Source organism: Polyangium jinanense (genome assembly GCF_028435265.1).
GTDB classification, from domain to species: domain Bacteria; phylum Myxococcota_A; class Polyangia; order Polyangiales; family Polyangiaceae; genus Polyangium; species Polyangium jinanense.
In genome coordinates this window covers 1-21643 of sequence record NZ_JAGTJK010000066.1, presented here as the reverse complement: position 1 = coordinate 21643, position 21643 = coordinate 1, and the positions used below count along the sequence as shown (strand labels likewise).

Genomic DNA, 21643 nt, shown 5'->3' with positions numbered 1-21643 from the left:
AATGCAAAGCGACAAACGATTGACGCTCACACGTGGCGTCTGGTTTCCCGGAATTCTGGGTGTGCTCACGCTCCCGCTAGAGCGACAGCTCTGCCACCCCGTCCTGGAACCTTATCCTTGCGAGCATCAGCTTCTCTTGCAGCGCCACGAGATCAATCGTCGCCTTCGAGATCCGATCACTCACCTCCTGCATTTTCTTCTCCAAGTTCTGCATCAGGGGTCCCCCGCTCTTCACCATCTTCAGCGTCACGACCTGCGCGTGCAGCTCGTCCAATCGCTGCCGATACTCGGCGAGCTGCTCGCGGGTCGTCGTGATCCGCTGCTCCAGGTTCGCCATTTCCTTGTGCAGCTCCAGGAGCGCCCCCACGCTCTCCTTCAGCTTCCCGCTCGCCGCCGGGCCCGACAGATACACCCGCACCATCTCCATCCCCACCTCGTTGCGCAGATCCGTCGTCCGGAAGACCGGCGTCTCCTCGTCGATATCGACGTCCACCTTCTGGCCCGGCTCGATCTCCACTTTGAACAGATACGACTCGCCCATCCGCTCCTGCGAAGGCGGCGCCTTGGCCAATGTATACCCCTTCGCCACGGTATGCCGCACGTACACCGTCGCCTTGTCCTGCGACCGGTTCGTCATGACGAGCGTCTTTCTCCGCGTATGTTTCACCTCCGTCGAAAACACGCCCCGCTGCACCGAAAGGATCCGCGTGATCGCGTCGGCCTCGTCGTCCTTTCGCTCCACCACGATCTGCCGGTCGAGCGCGAAGGGGATGAATGCGAACGAGCGCGCCGGGATCGGATCACTCATGCCCTCGCCGATGAACCGGCCTTCGCCGAACACCGTCACCGGCCCGCTCTCCAGCACCGAATCCGTCGGGTTCTTCAGGCGCACCGCCTTGAACGGGAACGTCGCATTGCCGCGCGTGCTCTCCGGATCGTAGAAATACACGAAGCCGCCGTCGGTCTCCGTGCTCAGGATCGAGACCATCGCGCTCGTCGTGCGGGGCACGGTCATCGGTATGGTCGATTCGAAGTGCGCCGTGCCGATCGGCTCGGCGCTCGCCTCCTCGGCCGGCGATAGGCTTGCCGTCTTCTGCATTTGCGCCTCGGTGTCGACCGACTCCACGATGCTCACGCCGCCCTTGCGCCCCTCCTGCAGCCCATTGCCCACCGCCGCAATCTGCGAAGCCGGCAGCCCCGCACGGATGAGCTGCTCGCGCGCTCGGTTTGCCCGCTGGAGCGAGGCGGCCTGTTTGTCGGCATCCTTCGCGTCGGCATATCCCTCCACGACGATCTGCTTCTTGTTGCTCCGATATTTGGCCGCGAGCTGCTCGATCTGGATCTGCTCCATCGTCTTCGGCGGCGGAGGAGGCGGCGGCTGCGCCGGCTCCGCGGGCGCGGCCTGCGCCCCGGGCGCGACGCCGGCGAGCGACTCGAACGAGCGGGTGGGAATGCTCCTCGTGAAATCCGAGCTGGCCGCGGTGCGGCTGCTCCCCACATCGATCGTCGGCGGCCTCCCGGCCACGACGACCTCCTCGCTCGCGCTCAACCCGTCGACGACGTAGCCACTCTCGGGACTCGTACTCCCCCCGACATTCGCGACATTCGCGAGCTTCGTGTCGTCGAGATTCGCGAGAATGCGCTTCCCAGGCTGCCCCGGCTGCCCCCCGTGCGTCGCCCCGCCCATCGGAGGCGCCTGCGCGAAGAGGCCGTCCGATTGCAACGTTTCTCGCTCGACCACGCGGATCGTTCGCAGATCGAAGCGGAACGAGAGCGCCGAGCTCGACCCGACCCCGAGCTTGACCTGATTCCAGTCCTCACCCGAGGTGTTGTCGACGACGGCCCACGCATCGACCTTCATCTTCCCGTCCTTGCCGACGGAGATGCGATAACTCGGCTTCCACGAGGGCGCCTCGGTCACGTACGAGAGCCGGAGCTTGTGCGGCCGCGCGCCCTGGAGCTGGATCTCCATGTTGACGAGGTTTCCCCCCTGCCCATCGTATTGCTGCCCGGCATACCCCGATCCCACGGTCGGATACGCGATCGGCGCGGGTTTGCCCGTGGTCGCGTCGATCACGGTGAGCGATTTCAAGAAATCGTCGACCTTGTCGTCGGGCACGCTGAGGCGGAGCGAATCCCCGTCGATCTCCGCGTACCGCTCGAAGTACGCGACGCCATTGCGGTACACGACGACACGCCCGAGCGTGGTGTCGCTCCGGACGAAGCTCGTGGCATTGCTACAGCCGAGAAGGCAAAAGAGCGAGAGGGGGGCGAGAACGTTGCGCATCGGGACACCTCGGTCGAGACGGTTGCGGGGGCCCTCAGCAGCGATCGTGCCATCCCGCTCTCCCGCGCGATCACGACGGTTTCTCGCCGCGTCCTCCACGGGCGTGGACCCGCGGTCGACAGGTGTGGACTCGTTGTCGACAGATCAGCGGGGCGGCCCGGAGACGCGGCGCTCGCAGGCCTCTTGCTCGGCCCGCGCCGTGGCTTCCGGCACGTTGAGAAGCGCGATCCGCCGCTCGACCGACATGCAGTACGTCGTCGCCGACCACAACTTCGGATCGAGGGCGCCGGTCAGCGGCTCGAGGTCGGTCCACACCCACGCGGCCTTGTCGTCCGAAGCCGTGACGAGCCGCTTCCCGTCGGGGCTGAACACCGCCGAATTCAGCACGAAATCGGATCCCCGCAACACGAGCGGCTCGCCGCTCCCGTCCGCATTCCAGATCCGTACCGTCTTGTCCTGCGAGGCCGTGACGATCCGCTTCCCATCCGGACTCCACTCGGCCGAATTGACCCAGTGCTGATGCCCTTCGAGGACGAGCGGCGTCCCCGTCCCATCGGCATTCCAGACCCGCGCCGTCCGGTCGTGCGAGGCCGTGACGATCCGCGTCCCATCCGGGCTAAACACCGCGCTCCGCACGTTCCCCTGGTGGTCGAGCAAGAGCAGCGGCTCACCGCTTCCATCCGCGTAAAACACCCGAACAGCCTTGTCGCGGGACGCCGTCACGACGCGCTGGCCGTCGGGGCTCCACGACGCCACATTGACTGCGGCCTGATGGCCCTGCAAAACGAGCGGCGCGCCGCTCCCGTCGGCATTCCAGATCCGCGCCGTCTTGTCCTCGGAAGCCGTGACGATACGTTTCCCGTCCGGGCTCCACGAGGCGGATTTCACCGTGGCCAGATGGCCCCGAAGCACGAACGGCTCGCCGCTGCCATCGGCATTCCAGATCCGCGCCGTCTTGTCCTCGGAGGCCGTGACGATACGTTTCCCATCCGGGCTCCATTCCGCCCAGTGGACCACATTTTCATGGCCGCGCAAAACCAGGGGTTTGCCCGCGCCGTCCGCATTCCATACCCGGGCCGTGTTGTCCCACGAGGCCGTCACGATATGCCGGCCGTCGGGGCTGAAGGACGCCCGGTAGACCATACGCTGGTGCCCTTTGAGCAGCAATGGTCTGCCCGCGCCGTCCGCGCTCCAGACCCGCGCCGTCTTATCCGAGGAGACGGTCACGACGAACTGGCCATCGGGGCTGTACGAGGCCCTTTGAATGGCGTCCTCGTGGCCACGGAACACCAGCGGATCCCCCGAGTTCTCCGCGGTCATGAGGCGCAGGCCCTCATTCTGGAAGGCCGTGAGGATCCGCTCGCCCTCGGAGGTGAACGCGAGTGCATACACGCCGTCCTTCTGGCCCGTGAGCACCTGCGGCTCGCCCGAGCCGTCCGCATTCCACACCCGAATGGTCCTGTCCCACGAGGCCGTGACGATGTGCTCGCCGTCGGGCCGGAATGTCGCCGAATTGACCGCCGCGAGGTGGCCCCGAAACACCACGGGTTCGCCCGAGCCGTCCGCATTCCAGACCCGCGCCGTCCTGTCCTCGGAGGCCGTGACGACACGCGCGCCGTCGGGGCTGAAGGCCGCGGAGCGCAAGCTTTGCTCGTGCCCGCGGAGGATCACGGGCTCGCCCGTACCGTCGCTCCGCCAGATGCGCGCCGTCCGGTCCCGCGACGCCGAGACGAGCCGCGTGCCGTCGGGGCTCCACGTCACGGTTCGGACCGCGTCCTCGTGGCCCAAAAGGGTCATCGGGCGGCCCGAGCCGTCGGCATTCCAGATCCGTATGGTCTTGTCCCACGACGCCCCCGCGATGCGGCGGCCGTCGGGGCTCCATGCGACCGATTGCACGGTTTCCTGGCCCCGCAGCAGCAAGGGCTCGCCGCGGCCGTCGGCATTCCACACGCGGACGATTCCGTCCTCCGACGCGGTGGCGATCCGTTTGCCGTCGGGGCTGTAGGCCGCGGACATGACGAGGGCCGGATGCACGAGCACCACGCGGGCCGGCCCGCTCTGGAGCGCCCAGCGCGCGAGCTCCGAAAAGCCGCGCGGTACCTCGGGCGGCTCGACCTCGCGCAAAAGGGCGAGCACCGTCGTCGGATCCCCCGAGAGCTCACGCGCCGCGGCGATACGCGTCGCATTCCGCGCCTGCCTCGCCTCGGCCTGCGCGCGCGCCGCCTCCGCGTCCGCGTGCGAGGCCTGCTGATCGGCGCGCCGCGCATGCTCCCCGGCGCGGAGGGCCAGGTACGACACGACGACCGTGATCGCGCAGAGCGCCGCAATGGCGCCCATCGCCACCCGCCGCCGCAAGCTCCGCTCGCGATCGGCCAGCGCCACGACGGCGAGGAGATATCGCTCCTCGCGCCGGCCGAGCCGGAACGGCGCGCCCGCTCCCTGCGCGGCGCGGCGGCGCGCGAGCCATTGCCGCGCTTCCTCGGCAGCTCTGTCCCGCCAGACCAGCCCTTCGGCCTCGGCGCTCGCGTCCCATTGCTGGGCCGCGGCGCGCAGGCGCGAAAGGAATTGCGCGTCCTTCTCGTTCTCGTCGAGCCAGTGCCGGAGCTTTGCCCACCGCTCGACCAGCGATTCGTGGACGATCTCGACCGTCGACCCCTCCCAATCGCCGCCCGTCTCGATGACGAGGAGCCGCGCGGCGGCGAGGTGCTGCACGACCTGCTCCGTGGCATCGGCGCCCTCGGATAGCTCACGAAGCTCGGCCAAGCTCACGAGCGCGCGCGTCCGCTCGGGCGTGACGAGCCGCAGCAGAATCGACCGGGCGAGCGCCTGCTCCGGCCCTGAAAGCGTCGCGAGCACCGCATCCGCGTGTGTGGAAAGCGCCCCCGCGACCCCGCCGAGCGCGCGATAACTCTCGCGGGACAGGAGCTTGTGCTCGCGATCTCGCGCCTCCCACAGCTTCGTCGCCGTGAACTGCAAAAGCGGCAAGGCGCTCCGCGTGTTCTCCAGGGTATCGAGCATCTGCTCGACGAGCTCGTCGCCCTCGAATCGATACCCCGCCGCCTCGATGGGCTTCGTGAGCGCCGCGCGCAGCCCCTCCCGGCCGAGCTGTGGCAAGAAAACGAGCCCGCGCGTCACCTCGGTCATGAAAGGACGATTGTCGACGAGCCGATCCAGAAAATCCGAACGCATGGCGAGCACCACACGCAGCGGCGAGGATGCGTCGTCGGCCGCGCCTTCGAGGCAGGCGATGAACCCCTTCCATTCGTCCGAGCTCGCGCCGAGGGTATAAAGCTCCTCGAATTGATCGACGAAAAGCAGAATGTGATGGTCCTGCCCCGCGCGGCGGCACCGCGCGCGGAGCCGGGCGCCGAAGTAGCCGGGGCGGCTGCGGAGCATCGCCGCGAGCTCCTCGGCGTCGGTGGTGGGGGGCACGCTCCCTCGAAGGTCGATGGGCGGGTCGGCGATCTGGACCAGCACATCGGCGAGCGCGGTGAGCGGCTTTCGACCTGGGCGCAGAATGAAGGCTTCCCAGGTGCCCCCCGAGCGCTTCAATGCAGGGAGGATCCCGGCCCGCACGAACGACGATTTGCCCGCGCCGGAGGGCCCGGCCACGACCACGAGCTGCTGGTTGCGCAGGCGCCCGAGCACACCCGCGATGTCGCGCTCACGCCCGAAAAACCGCGCAGCATCCGATTCCTGAAACGCCGAAAGGCCGGCGAACGGATTGTCGTCGTCGGACAGCGCCACCGTGGTTGGCTCGTCCACGAGGGATTCGAGCGCCGTGAGCAGCTCCCGCGCCGAACCGATACGCTCCGTTTTGCGTTTCTTCAAACATCGATCGATGAGCGTGCCGAGGGCCCCGAGGTCCGGGCGTGATTCCAGCACGCTTGGCATCGGCAATTCGAGGACCTGGACGCCGACGAGCCGCGCCATGCTCACCGGCGCGAGCGGGTGCGCGCCCGTGACGAGCTCGTGCAGGATGACCCCGGCGGCCCAGACGTCGCATTGTGGATCGACATCGAGCCCCAGCCATTGCTCGGGCGACATGTACGGCGGCGTGCCGACCACGCTCCCGTCCTCCGTCGTCGTGAGATCATCGCCGGGACGCGGCGGCGCGATCTTCATCGTCCCGGTATTGTCGAGCGTGAAGCGCTTGGCGATTCCGAAATCGAGCACCTTCACCTGCCCGCCCTCGGTCAGGAGGATGTTCTCCGGCTTGAGGTCCCGGTGCACGATGCCCATTTCATGCGCGCAGACGAGCGCGCGCAGGACGGGAATCATGAGCTCCGCCGCGACGCTCGGCGAGACCCCGCTCGAACGCTCGCGCCCCGTCATCCACGCCCTGAGCGTGCGACCTTCGAGGTATTCGAGCACCATGTAGGGATACCCCTCGAGCTCGTCGACCTCGTACACGACCACGATGCTCTCGTGCTTGCAACGCGCCGTGGCCCGCGCCTCGGCCAGAAACCTCCCGGCGCGTTTGCCCGTGTACCCCACGAGCAGCTTGATTGCGCAGAGCCGCGCGAGCCTCGTATCACGCGCCAGAAACACCCGCCCCATGCCGCCCTGACCGAGCTCGCGGATGATCTCGTACTGCTTGATGACGCTGCCCGGCTGGAGCGAAAGCGACTCCACCGGAATCGCGGGCGCGCCGAAGGCGATCGGCGGCGACGTCGCCGAGACCGTCGAGCGGGAGGGCTGCTCCGGATTGGGACCGGTCATGGCCCGCGCGGTCCGGGCGAACGCGGGATCGGCCTCCGGCTCCCTCTTGGGAGCTTCTCCCGAGCGATCGCGCTGGCTCTCCGGATGGCCCTCCATGCGATCCGTCCCCTAAGGCTCGATCCCGTGGCGCCGGAGCAGCCGATACAGATACGTCCGATCCATCCCCGCCGCGCCCGCGGCCCGCGCGACCTTGCCGTCGTGCAACCGCAAAAGCGCCGTGAAATACCGCCGCTCGAAATCGGCCATGGCCCGCTCCCGCTCCGACGCATACGGCGCCGTCGGGTCCACGACGAACCCCTCCTCCGTCGCGCCCGAGGGCTCGATGGCCGGCTCGATCGTGCGGAGGATCAAGCAACGCTCGACGTAATTGCGTAGCTCGCGCACGTTGCCGGGCCAGGCCCCATTCCGGAGCTGCGCCATGAACTCGGGCGTGCGGAGCTGCTCGGCCGCGCCCTCGGGCGCGCGCAAGGACGCGATGATTTCCTCGGCCAGCGCCGGGATGTCCTCGGGCCGCCGGCGCAGGGGAGGCATTCCGATCGTCACCACCGCCAGGCGGAAATACAGATCGGCGCGGAATCGACCGACGTTCACGTCCGTCCGCAGATCGCGATTCGTCGCGGCAATCACGCGCACGTCGACCGGCTTGTACGCATTCGACCCCACGCGGCGGACCTCCCGCGCCTCCAGCGCGCGGAGCAGCTTTGGTTGCAGGTCGACGGGCAGCTCGCCGACCTCGTCGAGGAACAACGTCCCGCCCGACGCCTCCTCGAACGCGCCGACCCGCCGCTCCATGGCCCCGGTGAACGCTCCTTTTTCGTGCCCGAAAAGCTCGCTTTCGAGCAGGTTTCCGTGGATGGCCCCGCAATCGACGATGACGAACGGCCCCTCGCTGCGTGCGCTCTTCTTGTGAATCGAGTGCGCCGCCTGGCTCTTGCCCGTGCCGGTCTCGCCTTCGAGCAGCACCGTCACGTCGCTCTCCGCCGCCCGCGCGAGCATGGCGAACGTCGCGCGCATGGCCGGCGAGACACCCGCGAGCGAGCCGAAGCGTGTCTCCTCCGAGACCGAGAGCCGGTTCGTCTCGGCGGCGAGCTCGAAGCGGATCACCGTCTTTCCAAGCCGGAGGAGGCTACCGACGCGCAGGAACGCTTCCAGGACCGCGACGCCGTCGAGCACGGTGCCGTTGCGGCTCTTGAGGTCGCGAACGCGCACGCCGCCCTCGTCGACCACGATCTCGCAGTGGAACCGGGAGACCGTGGGGTCGTCGACGATGAGGTCGTTGCGGTGGTGGGAGCCGACCGAGCAGCGGTCGCCCGTGGACTGCCAGCCGAGCCCGCGCGCCGGCCCTTCGACGACGGTGAGGCGGAAGCGGCGGACCGTGCCTCTCGTGGAGGCCTGGCCGTCGGCCTGCGTCAGCGTCGTGGAGGGAGCGGCGCCCTCGGGGATGTTCCGGTCGCTTTGCTCTTGCCCCGCGGCGCGGCCTCGGATCGACACGGCTCACGTTCCTACCACAGGCGAGGCGCGGCTCACACGACAAACGCGGGCACGGGAGCGGAAGGGGGGGACGGGGGCGGCGCAGGCTGCGCCGCCCCGACGATGGGAGCGGTCTTTCGGATCAGGAATCGTAGCCGTAATTGCCGTCGAGGACGAGCACCACGCCGCTCTGCGGGTAGTAGAGCACCACGCGCGCAATGTTGTCGGTGCAGTTGTGGCACGACACCTGCTCGCTGTAGGACCACGCCTCGATGTCGCCGCCGCCCGCGAAGGCGTCGATCGCGGCGAGCAGGAAGTCGTTTTGGCCCTGGGCTGCGTCGAGGTGACGAATGGCCGCATCGTTGAGCTTTCGCCAAACGCACCCAGCGGGGCCCGGAATGCAGGATCTCCCAGATATCGAAGCCGCCGTGACTGTCCGACTTCGGCCGGGAATGGATCGGCACCGCCGAGGATCCGTCGGACGCTGACCGGCTGCTCCTTCGCGGAGGAGGCTCGCCTGATGACCGATCGACAGCAGCCTTTCGGGCGCTTCGAGCGTGGGAAGCCCGGAGCCGCCTGCCGTTTGCGTCTCGTCCCACCGTTTGCCGACGAGCGCCGCTCGCTGTGGCGGGTAGGCCGGCAGAGCGGCCGAGCCACACGAGGAAAACAGGCGCTCGACCCATTCCTGAACGAATCGTGACGCATCGCATCTTGTCCACGTACCTGCGGGGGCGTAGGTTTATCGGCAGGGTGGCAGGGTGGACGTGTAGGACCAGCGCCCATCGAGGAGTGCAGATGAACACGCTCGCGACAAGCGCGCCGCGCGTGGCGCGTACGGCTTCGTTCGCCCTTCGGGCCGCGCAGCGCGTCAGCCGCGCGTTGCTCCTCGACCGTTCGTTCCGGTTCTGGGTCGACGAGTTCGCTCCGGTCGCCTCGCGTGCCGAGCTTCGCGCACGCGTCCTTTCGGTGGCCGACGTGACCCACGACGTGAAAACGTTCGTGCTCGCACCCCGGGTATGGCCCGGTCACCTGCCAGGGCAATGGGTACCGGTCGAAATCGAGGTGGACGGCATACGCCTCCGTCGTTGTTATTCGATCTCCTCCCCACCGAACGACCCCCACGTCGAGATCACCGTCAAGAGAGTCCCCGACGGCCGCGTCTCGAACTGGATGCATACGCATCTGCACGCAGGCGACTTCGTTCGCCTCGGCGCGCCCTCAGGCGACTTCGTCCTCCCCGAGGCGACGCCCGCGAAACTCCTCCTCCTGAGCGGCGGCAGCGGGGCTACACCGCTGATCGCGATCCTCCGCGACCTTGCCCATCGGCGCGCGCTAAAGGACGTGACTTATCTCCACGCCGCGCGTTCGCAACGAGACGTACTCTTCGCCCGCGATCTCGCGCGCCTTTCGGCGTTGTACCCCGGGCTCCGGGTGGTGCTCCACCTCGACGACGAATCGCCACGACTCGATGCCACACAGCTCTGGGTGTTGGTCCCCGACCTCGCCCACCGCGAGACGTTCCTTTGTGGTCCGACCGGCATGATGGACGCCGTCGCGCCCGCGTTCCTGGGTTTCGAAAGACGTTTGCATCACGAGCGATTCGTCGCGGCCAAACCTGCGGCAGCGGCGCCCGGCGCAGGTGCGCTGATTCATCTCGGTCGCTCGAAACGAACCATCACCACCACGGGCCGCGGGACACTGCTCGACGAACTGGAGCAGGCCGGTGAACGCCTCGAATACGGCTGCCGCATGGGCATCTGCAACACCTGCCGGTGCGCCAAGCGGAGCGGGGTGGTCGAAAACGTCCTGACCGGCGCGATCTCCAGCGAACCCGACGACGACATCCGCCTTTGCGTGTCCGTCGCCCGCTCCGATCTCACGCTCGCCCTCTGATCCGACAGGACCTCCGATGAACCGCATCCTCACCCCCCACGAAATCGACGCCTTCGGCCGCGAGCTCGATGCAATCCGCCAAGAAGTTCTCGACCAGCGCGGACAACGCGATGTCGATCACATTCGCAGCGTCGTGCGCACCATGCGTTACGCGGAGGCCGCCGGCCGGTTGCTCCTCCACGTCGGGATCGATCCCGTCACCTTCGCGCTCGGCAGCGGAGCACTCGGCCTGGCCAAGATCCTCGAGAACATGGAGGTCGGGCACAACGTGATGCACGGCCAGTACGATTGGACGCACGATCCCGAGCTCGACGGCGAAACCTATGATTGGGACATGGCCTGCGCCGCCCACCAGTGGCGCGAGTACCACAACTTCGAGCACCACACGTTCACCAACATCCTCGGTCGCGACCGCGACGTCGGCTACGGCTTTCTTCGGGTGACGTCGGAACAGCCGTGGAATCCGGCCCATATCATCCAGCCGTTCGTCGCGGTGGGGCTCGCATTCCTGTTCCAGTGGGGCATCGGGGCTCATGCGCTGCGCCTCGACGAGACCATCGCCGGCCGCCAGTCCGTCGCCGAGCTCTGGACCCGTGCGCGGCCATTCCTGGCCAAGGGCTCGCGACAACTGTTCAAGGACTACGTGTTCTTTCCGGCATTGGCGCTGGCGAATGCGCCACGGGTCGCGCTCGGAAACTTCATCGCCAATGGGATCCGCAACGTGTGGGCCTTCGCCATCATCTTCTGCGGGCACTTCCCGGAAGGGGTGCGCATGTACCACGAGCAGGAAATCCAGGACGAACCACGCGGTGCCTGGTACCTGCGCCAGATCCACGGGTCGGCCAACATCGAAGGAGGTCGCCTGTTCCACGTGTTGAGTGGCCACCTCAGCCACCAGATCGAACACCACCTGTTCCCCGATCTCCCCGCCTGCCGCTACCCGGAGATCGCGCCGCGTGTGCGCGCGATCTGCGAACGGTACGGGCAGAGCTACAACACCGGTAGCTTCCGGGCGCAGCTCACGAGCGTGGCCAGACAGATCCTCGAAAACGCACTCCCCTCGCGCGCGCGTCCGGCTCGAATACACTGACCCAATGGCGCTTCCACCCGTCCCGCACGAATTCGCGTCGAGCCTCCGGACCAGTCGGATCGAGGCCCTGAGCGATGCGGTCTTCGGCATCGTCATGACGATCCTCGTCCTCGAGATACCAGTACCGGAGATCGAGCATCCTACAGCCCAGGACATACCCCGCGCGCTGCTCCGCTTGTGGCCGATGTTCCTTGGCTATTTCGTCAGCTTCATCGTGCTGGGGATGTCCTGGGTGGCGCAGCACGAGCAATTTCATTTCGTCAAGCGCGCCGATCAAGCCCTCTTGTGGATGACCATGCTGTTCCTCATGCTCATCGCGACCGTCCCCTTCACCACGACGTTGCTCGGCCGGTACCTGGATCAGCAGGCGGTCGTGGTGCTCTACGGCGCACACCTCCTGGCCATCAGCCTCGTCCACCATGCGACGTGGCGTTACGCGACCAGGAACCGGCGGCTGGTCGATCCCCACATTGATCTCGAGGACGTCAAAATCCATCTACGCCGCTCGCTCGCCACACCGGTGATCTATCTGATCGCGATAGGGCTCTCGTTCATGAGCACCGTCCTCAGTGTTGTGGTCTATGCATTCGTGCCGCTCGTGTACGGCGTGTTGCCGAGCATCTACGCCAAGCGGGAGGGTTCTCGCCCTCGCAAGAGCTGATTCTTCCGAAGCAAGAGGCGAGGCGCGCTCGGCTGCGCCGTGCCAGGTCCTCGCGCCCCGAGGACCGCGTCGAAGGGTTGCGCTCGTCCCCTCGTCTACGTCGTAGCCGTCGTCGGGGTCTTTCCGACGCACCCGCCAGAGGCACGTGTGAGCCCAAACATGTGAACGTCCCAGGGCAAACGCGAGGCGACGAGCGACCAAGCCCCTGCACCTCTCAGGGGTCGATCGGTGGTCGTCACGTCCCCGAACGACGGCGCCGGTCGTAGTGCCCCGGCAGATACCGAGGGCTCTCGGTGATGTGGTGCGCGCCCGTCACCCCTGCGGCCGAAGGCGCGGCGCTTCCGACGGGCGGATAGGCTGCGGGGCGATCGGGGGGGCCGTCCGGAAACCGGTGCGCGGGGTCCTTCGGTCGGTCGGCGGGCTCCTTCGCTCGGGGGGTGGGGGCCCCTGCGTCGGGGTGGCCTCTGCGGAGGAAGGGCGGCGGGGCGGTTCGAGCGGGAGGCGCGCCGCGGGCGAAGAGGCACGGGGCGCTCGTGACCAGGAGGCGGCGCGCGTCGTGGCGAGCGTGGGGCGCTTCGCGAGGGCGGGGAGGTCGAGCGTGATCGCGCAGGGGTCCGGTGGGAGATCGGGCTTTTCGCGGCGCACGCCTTTCTTGCGCCGCGCAGGCGTTTGCCTGGAATGGGTGGGCTGTCCAGTCTTCGGGTATGCCGAGCGCGACAGCTACAAGCGGTCTTTCGGATCAGGAGTCGTAGCCGTAATTGCCGTCGAGGACGAGCACCACGCCGCTCTGCGGGTAGTAGAGCACCACGCGCGCAATGTTGTCGGTGCAGTTGTGGCACGACACCTGCTCGCTGTAGGACCACGCCTCGATGTCGCCGCCGCCCGCGAAGGCGTCGATCGCGGCGAGCAGGGCGCTGCCGCCGCTCGATCCGAAGAACGTGGTCGAAGCGAGGCCGGCGCGATCGGTGAACGTGCCGTATTCGGCGGCCGGCTGGTTCTGATCCGTGGAGGCGATCTCGTCGACGATGCTCGTGATCGTGACCGGCGCCTCCGGACACTCCGGCGTATCGTAGGCGGCGATGGGCTGGATGTTGCGCCAGTTGTAGCCGGTCGATCCCTGGTTCCACGCCGCGCGCGCGGGCTCGAGCGAGGAAGCATCAATCGCGGAGAGCGAGAGGGGCTCCTGGGCCACGTCGCACGCGTTCGCATAAACACAGCGCTGCACCTGGCGGTAGGTGCCACACGCCGCGAAGTCGGTCGTGCCCGCGGGCTGGCTGTGGTAGCAGCTATAAACCGCCGGCTCACACGGAGGCGTCGGCCATACGTTGTAGGGGTCGCCGGAGGTGAGGGCGAGGCCCGTCACGCGCGCGACGAGGCGCGCCGTCTTGTTCGCAATGGTGCCGTCGGGACGCGTCGCGCTGAAGGAGAAGGCCTGCGTGTGCGGATCGATGGCGTCGTGCAGATTCGCGTACGACCAGTCGAGGCGATAGCTATCCGCATCGACGGGGAAGACCGTCGGCGCGCCATCGGGCGCCGTGACGGTGAGCGGGTTTCCGAGCACGTTGACGCCACCGCGATAGACGATGTTATCGGTGCCGTTGACGACGTAGGAAGGCTTCACGGCCTCGTCGATCCAGAGGTCGCTTGCCCCGAGGAAATCGTAAAAACGCGCCGAGATCTCGACGCGAGCCGTGTACTGGTTGGGCGAGCCCGTGAAGGTGTTGATGGAGACGAAGAGCGGTAGGCCCGAAAGCAAGGTATTCAGCTCGTGGCCCTCGTGGATCACGACTTCGAGCCGGCGCTCGCTGATGATGTTGGCCTGCGCGAAAGCGTCATCGGGCACGAAGCTGAAGACGTTCTGCAGGTATCGGTTCGCGGTGCCGCGGAAGATGAGGGCGCGGACGCCGTCGCGCTCCTCGAAGGTGCCGAGCGTCTCGAAGGAGAAGTCGAGGTCTCCCTCCGAGGCATAGATCCGGGTCGCCGTGGCGGCGGAGGCGGCCGATTCTGTTTCCTCGGGGAGCGTAGAATCCTGCGCAGCGCAGGCGGGGACGGAAAGGGCAGCAAGGAGACCAATTGCAAGGAAGCGCGATTTGTTCACCATGGTATCTCCAGCGAGGGGTGGCGACCCTTTATTGCTCAGGAACGTCGGCCTGGCAAGGGCGCCGGGGATATTGACAAGTGTGTTACGGGTGTATGACAAGGCAGCCGTGCGCGAGATGCCTCTTTGCGCCACAGGCCACAGATGTCGTAATGACCTCGCGGACCGTCGTAGAGGGGATCGGCAATCGCCATATGAAAAGTACGCGCCTCACCCCCGGGCCCCTCTCCCTCTGGGAGAGGGGTGACAGATGGCGTTTCTCCCCTCTTCCGCGAGGGAGAGGGGATGGGGGGTGAGGGAATCGTTCTTCGACGAGCTTCGGTCCCAGGACACCAGCCTCCTGGTCGATCAGCCTGCACTGAGCGATGCTCCCCGCCGTGCGCTCCCCTCCCCGACCCATCGCTTCCTCTTCCCTCTGCGCGGGCGCGACCGCGCTTGCCCTCGCGCTCCTCGCGCCGGACGCGGGGGCGGAGACCGAGTCGGTACGCTTCGCTTGGGTGCGGGGGCAGGGCGCGGACGCATGCTCCAGCCAGCAGCAAATCGCCGACCTGGTGACGGCGCGGCTGGGGAGGAGCCCGTTCACAGCCGATGCCGAACGCTCGATCGAGGCCATCATCTCGCGCGCGGACCGCGGCTTCCGCGCCGAGATCTACGTGCGGGGCCGCGACGGGGCCCTCGCCGGTGTGCGTGATCTGACGAGCGAGGCGACCAACTGCGGCCCGATCGAGGCTGCGATCGTGCTCGCCGTCGCCCTCGTCATCGATCCCGATGCCGGCCTGCTCCCGCCGCCGCCGCCTCCGCCTCCGCCTCCGCCTCCGCCTCCGCCTCCGCCTCCGCCTCCGCCTCCGCCGCCTCCGCCTCCGCCGCCTCCGCAGCCGCTGCCCTCTGCCACACCGGCCGTCCCCGCCCCCGCGCCCACCGTCCCCGCCCCCGCGCCCACGCCGCCGGAGGCGCTCGGGGCCTCGGGGATCGCCCTGCGGGGCGGGATCGGCCTCGGCCTGTTGCCAAAGGCGGCGCCGGGCGTCGGGCTTTCAGGGCACGTGGCCGTCGCGCCGCGCGTGCAGATCACCGGCGAGATGTTGTGGCTGCCGGAGGCGCGGACGGAAGACGGGCACTTCGGCTTCGGGCTGTCGACACTCGCACTCGGGGCGTGCGTCGACGTGGCGCGCACCAGCGCGGCGGATCTGGCCGCTTGTGGGTCGTTCTGGGCGGGGGCCCTGCACGCCGTCGTCTACGACCTCGAGCCGGCCGAGCCCGGGGACTGGTTCTGGGCAGGCGCAGCGATCACGCCCCGGCTTCGCGTGCGTCTCGCGCCGCGCCTGCACGCGGAGATGGGCGTGCACGTGATCGTGCCGATCACACAGCGCCCGTTCGAGGTGAACGGGTGGACGCAGCCCATCTTCGAGCAAGCGCCGGTGACCGGGCTGCCCTTCGTGGGATTGGGGGCAAATTTTCCGTGAAGGTCCGGCGCACCTCCGCGCATTCACGGCCAGCCGCGTGATCTTCGCCGCCCTCGCCCCCCGCACCGCCACCGCGCCCTCCTCCGCCACGAACGAGCTCGACGTGCTCGCCGTGCACGAGGCGCAGGCCGACTTCGTGTGGCGCTCGCTCCAGCGGCTCGGCATCCGGCCGGCCGATCTGGAGGACGTCTTCCAGGAGGTGTTCGTCGTCGTGCACAAACGCCTGCACACCTTCGACGGGAGCTCGGCCCTGACGACGTGGCTCTTCGGCGTGTGCCTGCGGGTCGCAGCGGCGCACCGGCGGCGCGCGTGGTTCCGCCGCGAGGTGCCGACCGACAACGTCGCGGCGACCTTCGAGGCGCCCACGGGTGAGTCCCCCGACGCCGCCCTGGAGGCGCGCCGCGCGCGGGCGGCGCTCGACCGCGTGCTCGACGAGATGGATCTCGACAAGCGCGCGGTCTTCGTGATGTTCGAGCTGGACGAGCTGCCATCGGAGGAGATCGCGGCGATCCTCGGCGTCCCCGTCGGCACGGTGTGGTCGCGGCTCAGCGCCGCGCGCAAGCAGTTCCAGAAGATCGTGGCGCGCCACAAGGCGCGCGGAGGGAGCCTCGAATGAGCGAGCCGACCCGCCTTCGCGATGACGGTCCCGACGACGTGCGCGCGCTTCTCCGCGCCGGATCGAAGGCACGCCCGATGACGAAGGCCGAGCGCGCCCGCACCAGCGCGCGCCTCGGGCGGTACGCCGCCGCCGCCGTCGTGGCGGGAGGAATCTCATGGCTGCCGGCCGCCGCGCTCTGCGCCGGCCTCGGCGCCGGGACCGCGCTCGTCGCCTGGGGCGTGCATGCCCTCATTGCGCCCGCGCCGCCCCCATCCGCGCCGCCGCCCTCGCCTCCCGCCGCGCTCACCGTGGCGCAGCCCCCGCCTCCAGCCGCGCCGCCCGCGCCGTCGCCGTCCTCCACGGCCACCCCGCCCCCGCCTGCGCCGCGCGCCCCAATCTCCGCCGCGCCCGCGCCGTCGCTCAGTGCATCCGCCGAAGCCCCCGCGCCCGATCCGCTGGCCGAGGAGGCCGCCCTGCTCGAGCGCGCCCGCGCCGCACTCAACACAAGCCCCGCCGAGGCACTCTCCCTCGCCGAGGCGCACGCCGCCCGCTTCCCCACCGGCAAGCTCGGAATGGAGCGCGAAATCGTGATCATCGACGCGCTCCGTCGTCTCGGCCGCACCGACGAGGCCCGCACCCGCGGCGAGGCCCTCCTCAGCCGAGCACGCGGGAGCCTATACGAGGAGCGCGTGCGCAAGCGCCTCGAAGGGGCGCGGTGAGGGGCTCGAAAAAAAGATTCTCCCTGTCGATTCTCCGAAGGTCCCGCCTCCCCCCCCGCATTCACGTCGCAAGGAGGCCCAACATGATGCTTCGTCTTGCTTCATTCTCATTCATCGCCCTCGCCACCACGCTCGCAATCGCCGCCTGCACGCCCGCCACAATCGCCAACGGAGGCAGCGGAGGTAGCGGCGGCACCGGCAGCACCGGCAGCACCGGCAGCACCGGCAGCACCGGCAGCGCGGGTGGTACCGCCGGCGCAGGCGGCGCGGGTGGTACCGCCGGCGCAGGCGGCGCAGGCGGCGGCAACGCCTGCACCGACGCCGGCGGCATCTGCACCGAGAGCGCGCCCGGCGCCTGCCTCAACGGCAAGTGGCTCGACGCCAACACCTACCCGTGCGGCTCGGGAATCGGCGTCGGCTGCTGCGTGCAGATCGACCCGCTCCCGGAGCAGTGCAACACCGACGAGGAATGCGGCTGCGGCAGCGTCTGCATCAACACCGAGTGCCACTCCGCCGGCGGTCTCCCGCCAAACTGCACAGTCGACGCAGATTGCGGCCAGCCCTGTCTCGGCTACGTCTGCATCGCGGGGATGTGCGAGAAGCCCATGTAGTCGAAGGCGGGTCGCTGGGGCTTTGCCCCAGACCCCACCGGGGCTATCCGCCCCTGGACCCGGGGCCTGCGCAAGCGCTGGACCCGGGGTCGATGAACTGCGCGATGCGCAGTTCATCGAACAGGCCGAATCAAGACCGCAAGCGGTCCTGCCAAGAGCAACGGGGTGGTTCCCCCGGGACGAACCAATTCAACTTTTATCGTTGAGTTCGTCCCCGATTCGTGGGACAAAACAAGCGACGCTGGTCGGTGCTGCAACACCGACCAGCGTCTCACCCACAACCCCGACGCCACGGAGCCATGAGCTAATGCTCACCCTACTCTTCCATCCTCCGCCGGCAAACTTTTCGGCATCGCACGCCTTGCTCGGCCGCCTCTACCTCGAACACCGCGCTTTCCTGCGCCGCCTTCTTCTCGTCCAGGCCATCCCTCTCAGCGACGTGGACGATGTCCTGCAAGACGTCTTCATCACGGTATGGCACGGTCGCCTGCGTCTCGCCCGGAAGCGTTTGAAGATACTCGCGCCCGCGTAAGTCCCGCCTTCGCTCCCGCTTCCGCTACCAAACCCGCTCCCGTATACGTATCCGTTCCTGCGCCCGCCTCGCTCCCAATTCGCGCGGCACCATCCTACGAGCCCGTGACGAGCCGCGTTCCCTCCCGGTTCAGGCCGCCACGACGTCGGGGCTGACACGTCAGCGGTCCCGTCGACGTCACCCGCGCGCGATTGACGCGCCAGCCGCCCTTCACAGCCAAACTCGCTCGAGCTTTTACCCGCCATTCCCACCGCCCGAGCGTTGGCCCGGTTCCTGCAAATGCTGCCTCCGACACCGGAGGCATACGATGAATCCTGCGCATACCTTGGGCAAAGCGATGATGACGACGGGCCGATGGACGGCGGCGGGGCTCTGCTTGGCCTGCCTCGCGCCGGCGATGCTGGGTTGCGGGCCCGTGGACGAGATGGTCGTCGAGGAATGGGAAGAGATCGAGGTACGCGGCGGCTCCGACGTGGTGAGCGAAGAGGAGAACGTCGCCGAGGCGACGGAGGCGCTCACCTCGGTGGGTTTCTCGACGTTCGTCGGAGGAACGGGAGGCATCTCGGGCGGCATACCGGCGGTGGACCCGGCGGGGAACGTGTACGTGGCGGGCACGGCGTCGATCATCAATAGCAGCAACCTTGATATCTTCGTCGCCAAATACAGCCCCAGCGGCGCGCTCTTGTGGACGGCGACATTCGGCGCCTCCTACAATGAGAGTGTCCGGGATATCGCGGTGGACAACGCGGGATGCGTGTACGTGCTCGCGAAGACCTATGCGCACCCGTCGCAGACGATCATCGTCGCGAAGCTCAACGCCGCGGGCAACGCGCTCGCCTACTACAGCCGGTTTGGCGGCAGCGGAGAAGACCGGCCGTACGGAATCGCCGTGGATCCCGCTGGAAATGCTTACGTGGCAGGTAGTACGCTTTCGGCCGATTTCCCTGTGACGCCCGGGGCAATACAGCAAACGCTCCGCGGGGACATGGATGCATTCGTCACGAAGCTGAATGCGGCGGGCTCGAGCCTCGTGTACTCGACCTACCTCGGAGGTAGCGGCTCCGACGACGGCATGGACATCGCCGTCGATGCGGCCGGTTATGCATACGTCGCCGGGGCCACGTACCCTCCGCCGAATGGCGTCGGGCTCCCCTTCCCGACGACACCCGGCGCATATCAAAGGACCTACGGTGACCCCACGTTTGGCGGGGATGTTTTCGTCACCGAGCTGATCCCCAGCGGTTCGGCGTTTTATTACTCGACCATGATCGGAGGCAGCGGCTCCGACGTCGGGTACAGAATCGGGGTGGACAGCGCTTACAACGCATACGTGGTTGGGATTTCGGACTCCACCAATTTCCCCACGACGCCGGGCGCGTTCCGCGGGGTCAAGAAGGGGCTTGCCGATGAATTCGACGTATTCGTGACGAAGGTCAACGAGCCTGGCAGCGCTATTTCGTACTCCACCTGGGTGGGGAGCGGCCCGGGCCGCGAGATTCCCTTCATCGCCGTGAGCAGCAGCGGAAAGGCGTACGTCTCGGGGATGACGACCTCGTCTAGCCTCCCCGTGACGGCGAACGCGCTTCAGAAGACGTACCGCGGCGGCTCCGCCGACGGATTCTTGATGGAGCTGAATGTCTGGGGATCGGCGGCGGCGTACTCGACGTATTTGGGCGGGAGCGGCCACGATTCTCTGTACGGCGTCGCCGTCGATAAGTATGGAAACGCCGTCGTGGCTGGTTGGACGGATTCCGCGAATTTCCCCGTCTATAACGCCGCGCAGCCGACCCCGCCCGGCGCCCCCTGGGGCGGCTTTCTCACGAAGTTCCTAGGCCCCTGACGCTCCAACGAGCAGCCGTTCGGCGAGTTTCCGCAACAGCGGTACACAATCAGATCCCGATTACCGTTTCCGCGACCGCCACCGCTGCCGCTTTGCATCGAGGAATGTTGATCCGTGGGAGCTTACGCCTTCATAGGATGAAACGATCGATTTCCGCTGCCGTAAAGGGTTCGCCCGTAAAAGGGTTGAGCCCTGGAGGCGGCAGCGGCGGGATCTCGGGCGAACCGGGCCACGTGATGCCCACCTTTTGAAGCTTGCGTTGCGCGTGAAGCAATTGCTTCGGATCGGGCGGCTTGGGAAGCAGCGTCGCGAGCTCGTCCGTCGTCAGCTCCGTAGGGCCAACCAGAGCGCGGGCGGTCACTGCGTCCACAATCGCGTGGATGGAGGCGGCGTTCGTTCGGTTGTACTCCGCCACATCGGCGTGATGAACGGGCAGCAGCCGACCACCTCGGAGCAAGCCCCACGCGGCCAGCCGGTCGGCGCCACAGAGCGTCGGGTCGTCGAACAGCGTGCCGGCGACGCGATCGCCGTAGAGCCAGAAGCCGACCCCTGCCAGCTTCTCCCCCTGATTTCCCTCTCCGAGCATGCGGACGGCCATCACGAGGGCCGGCAAAAGCTCGGCGGGGAGCCCCGGCACGGCCCCGCGCACATCGTCCGGGCCACCGGTCACCGCGTCTTCTGACAGGCCGAAGTGCTCGATCGGCCCGAACCCCAGCTCGTACGCAAGGCCAACGACGCCCGCCTCGGTCCAGGCCACGACGTCGTTGTCTCCTTCTCCATTGGCGTTGTCGAAGGCGCCTCGCCCGAGGTCGCCCAGCCAACGCGGATAGAAGGAGGCGGTGGCGAACGAGGGGTATTGGAGCGGGTAGCCTGCGAGGACGGCTTCGACGTAAGCGCGTAACGCGGCGCGGACGATAGCGTCGCGTTCGAACACGAGGTGTCCGAAACGATGGTTCCGCTCGACGTAGCCCATCATCGACCGGTTCCACACCTTCCCCCTTGACATCTCCCCTACCTTTGTAGCATGGTGCCCGCCCATACGCCTTTACACACATAAAGGGGGCATTTCCCATGGGAGAAGTCATCTCCGCGACGGCGGCCATCGAGCGCATCGACGAGGACGTCCATTCTGCATACGAGACCGCCATTGGGCGCGGGGGCGAGGTCGCCGAGACGGCTGTCGCCCGGCTCCAGCCGGGCGTCACGGCGCTCGACAACGCGAAGGCGATCCATGAGGCCGCGAAAAAGGCAGAGTCCCTCGCGTGGGCCACCGTGGCCGGCATTGATCACGACGCGGATGGCCTCATTGGCAGCGTCCGCGACGAGATGTGGAATGCCCTCGGCCGGCCCCAGCAGAGCACGCACATGGACGGCGTCTATCCCGAGGGCATCGGCACGTATACCGCGGGCGACCCGCTCGGGCAGCCCTTGCTCATGGAGGTCCTAAGGACCCGCATCCTCGCCGCCAACGCGCCGCAATGGCCCGAGAACAAGCGCAATGCCTGGGCCTCAGCCATCGAGGCGAAGGGCGAGGCGTACGACGTCGCCGTGAAAGCGTATCGACCCTTCGAGGCGGCCCGCGTCGTCGCCGAGGCCGGGTATCGCGCCGCCGTGCGTGGCGCGCACACGCGCCTCAAGAACTTCAAGCGCGACCTGAAGAAC

At 67.8% G+C, this 21643-nt stretch carries 15 protein-coding genes; 10 read left to right on the top strand and 5 right to left on the bottom strand.

The genetic code is table 11. The annotated features are described in order from the left end of the window. Window positions 1-76 precede the first annotated feature (76 nt). From KEG38_RS48615 to KEG38_RS48605, 3 genes are all read right to left on the bottom strand, one after another. Window positions 77-2287, bottom strand: a complete 2211-nt coding sequence (locus KEG38_RS48615) for a DUF4139 domain-containing protein (RefSeq protein ID WP_272427794.1) — start codon at window positions 2285-2287, stop codon at window positions 77-79. 144 nt (window positions 2288-2431) lie between these two features. Further along, a complete protein-coding gene (locus KEG38_RS48610) occupies window positions 2432-7009 on the bottom strand; it encodes an nSTAND1 domain-containing NTPase (protein ID WP_272427793.1) in 4578 nt (1525 codons plus the stop codon). A 108-nt stretch (window positions 7010-7117) separates the two neighbouring features. After that, window positions 7118-8500: a sigma 54-interacting transcriptional regulator gene (locus KEG38_RS48605; protein WP_308216901.1), complete on the bottom strand. Its 1383-nt coding sequence runs from the start codon at window positions 8498-8500 to the stop codon at window positions 7118-7120. Window positions 8501-9274: 774 nt separating this feature from the next. On the opposite strand from KEG38_RS48605, the gene KEG38_RS48600 reads away from it, so the two are divergent. Genes KEG38_RS48600 through KEG38_RS48590 form a run of 3 tightly spaced genes read left to right on the top strand, consistent with a single transcriptional unit; the run spans window position 9275 to window position 12123 of the window. Beyond that, on the top strand, window positions 9275-10372 hold the full coding sequence (locus tag KEG38_RS48600) for a ferredoxin reductase (RefSeq protein WP_272427792.1): 1098 nt from the start codon (window positions 9275-9277) through the stop codon (window positions 10370-10372). A gap of 16 nt (window positions 10373-10388) precedes the next feature. Next, on the top strand, window positions 10389-11462 hold the full coding sequence (locus tag KEG38_RS48595; protein WP_272427791.1) for a fatty acid desaturase family protein: 1074 nt from the start codon (window positions 10389-10391) through the stop codon (window positions 11460-11462). Window positions 11463-11466: 4 nt separating this feature from the next. Beyond that, complete coding sequence (locus KEG38_RS48590; RefSeq protein WP_272427790.1) at window positions 11467-12123, top strand: TMEM175 family protein; 657 nt, start codon at window positions 11467-11469, stop codon at window positions 12121-12123. 739 nt (window positions 12124-12862) lie between these two features. On the opposite strand, the gene KEG38_RS48585 is transcribed toward KEG38_RS48590, so the two are convergent. Next, window positions 12863-14224 (bottom strand): hypothetical protein, encoded by a 1362-nt coding sequence (locus KEG38_RS48585; RefSeq protein ID WP_272427789.1) that lies wholly within the window; start codon window positions 14222-14224, stop codon window positions 12863-12865. Between the two features lie 374 nt (window positions 14225-14598). Here KEG38_RS48585 and KEG38_RS48580 point away from each other — a divergent pair, with 374 nt between their 5' ends. From KEG38_RS48580 to KEG38_RS48555, 6 genes are all read left to right on the top strand, one after another. Then, window positions 14599-15681, top strand: coding sequence for a hypothetical protein (locus KEG38_RS48580; protein WP_272427788.1), 1083 nt, complete (start codon window positions 14599-14601; stop codon window positions 15679-15681). Between the two features lie 37 nt (window positions 15682-15718). Continuing rightward, entirely contained in the window at window positions 15719-16297 is a 579-nt protein-coding gene (locus tag KEG38_RS48575; protein WP_272427787.1) for an RNA polymerase sigma factor, read from the top strand. Beyond that, the gene (locus KEG38_RS48570) at window positions 16294-16998 is read left to right on the top strand and encodes a hypothetical protein (RefSeq protein WP_272427786.1); all 705 of its coding nucleotides are present in this window, start codon (window positions 16294-16296) and stop codon (window positions 16996-16998) included. Before KEG38_RS48575 ends, KEG38_RS48570 begins: the two co-directional genes overlap by 4 nt. An 83-nt stretch (window positions 16999-17081) precedes the next feature. Beyond that, window positions 17082-17609, top strand: a complete 528-nt coding sequence (locus tag KEG38_RS48565) for a hypothetical protein (RefSeq protein WP_272427785.1) — start codon at window positions 17082-17084, stop codon at window positions 17607-17609. Window positions 17610-17916: 307 nt separating this feature from the next. Continuing rightward, window positions 17917-18141 carry an RNA polymerase sigma factor gene (locus tag KEG38_RS48560; protein WP_272427784.1) on the top strand — a complete coding sequence of 75 codons (225 nt, stop codon included), beginning with the start codon at window positions 17917-17919 and terminating at the stop codon, window positions 18139-18141. Window positions 18142-18448: 307 nt separating this feature from the next. Next, complete coding sequence (locus tag KEG38_RS48555; RefSeq protein ID WP_272427783.1) at window positions 18449-19981, top strand: SBBP repeat-containing protein; 1533 nt, start codon at window positions 18449-18451, stop codon at window positions 19979-19981. Window positions 19982-20111: 130 nt separating this feature from the next. On the opposite strand, the gene KEG38_RS48550 is transcribed toward KEG38_RS48555, so the two are convergent. Next, window positions 20112-20954, bottom strand: coding sequence for a hypothetical protein (locus tag KEG38_RS48550; protein WP_272427782.1), 843 nt, complete (start codon window positions 20952-20954; stop codon window positions 20112-20114). A gap of 98 nt (window positions 20955-21052) precedes the next feature. Between KEG38_RS48550 and KEG38_RS48545 the strand changes: the two genes are divergently transcribed. Further along, on the top strand, window positions 21053-21643 hold a 591-nt coding region (locus tag KEG38_RS48545; protein ID WP_272427781.1), incomplete at its 3' end, for a hypothetical protein.

Coding starts and splice junctions, on each gene's coding strand:
- KEG38_RS48600 (WP_272427792.1), top strand. CDS start 9,275: ATGAACACGCTCGCGACAAGCGCGCCGCGCGTGGCGCGTACGGCTTCG.
- KEG38_RS48560 (WP_272427784.1), top strand. CDS start 17,917: ATGCTCACCCTACTCTTCCATCCTCCGCCGGCAAACTTTTCGGCATCG.
- KEG38_RS48595 (WP_272427791.1), top strand. CDS start 10,389: ATGAACCGCATCCTCACCCCCCACGAAATCGACGCCTTCGGCCGCGAG.
- KEG38_RS48590 (WP_272427790.1), top strand. CDS start 11,467: ATGGCGCTTCCACCCGTCCCGCACGAATTCGCGTCGAGCCTCCGGACC.
- KEG38_RS48585 (WP_272427789.1), bottom strand. CDS start 14,224: ATGGTGAACAAATCGCGCTTCCTTGCAATTGGTCTCCTTGCTGCCCTT.
- KEG38_RS48615 (WP_272427794.1), bottom strand. CDS start 2,287: ATGCGCAACGTTCTCGCCCCCCTCTCGCTCTTTTGCCTTCTCGGCTGT.
- KEG38_RS48570 (WP_272427786.1), top strand. CDS start 16,294: ATGAGCGAGCCGACCCGCCTTCGCGATGACGGTCCCGACGACGTGCGC.
- KEG38_RS48610 (WP_272427793.1), bottom strand. CDS start 7,009: ATGACCGGTCCCAATCCGGAGCAGCCCTCCCGCTCGACGGTCTCGGCG.
- KEG38_RS48550 (WP_272427782.1), bottom strand. CDS start 20,954: ATGGGCTACGTCGAGCGGAACCATCGTTTCGGACACCTCGTGTTCGAA.
- KEG38_RS48565 (WP_272427785.1), top strand. CDS start 17,082: ATGATGCTTCGTCTTGCTTCATTCTCATTCATCGCCCTCGCCACCACG.
- KEG38_RS48555 (WP_272427783.1), top strand. CDS start 18,449: ATGAATCCTGCGCATACCTTGGGCAAAGCGATGATGACGACGGGCCGA.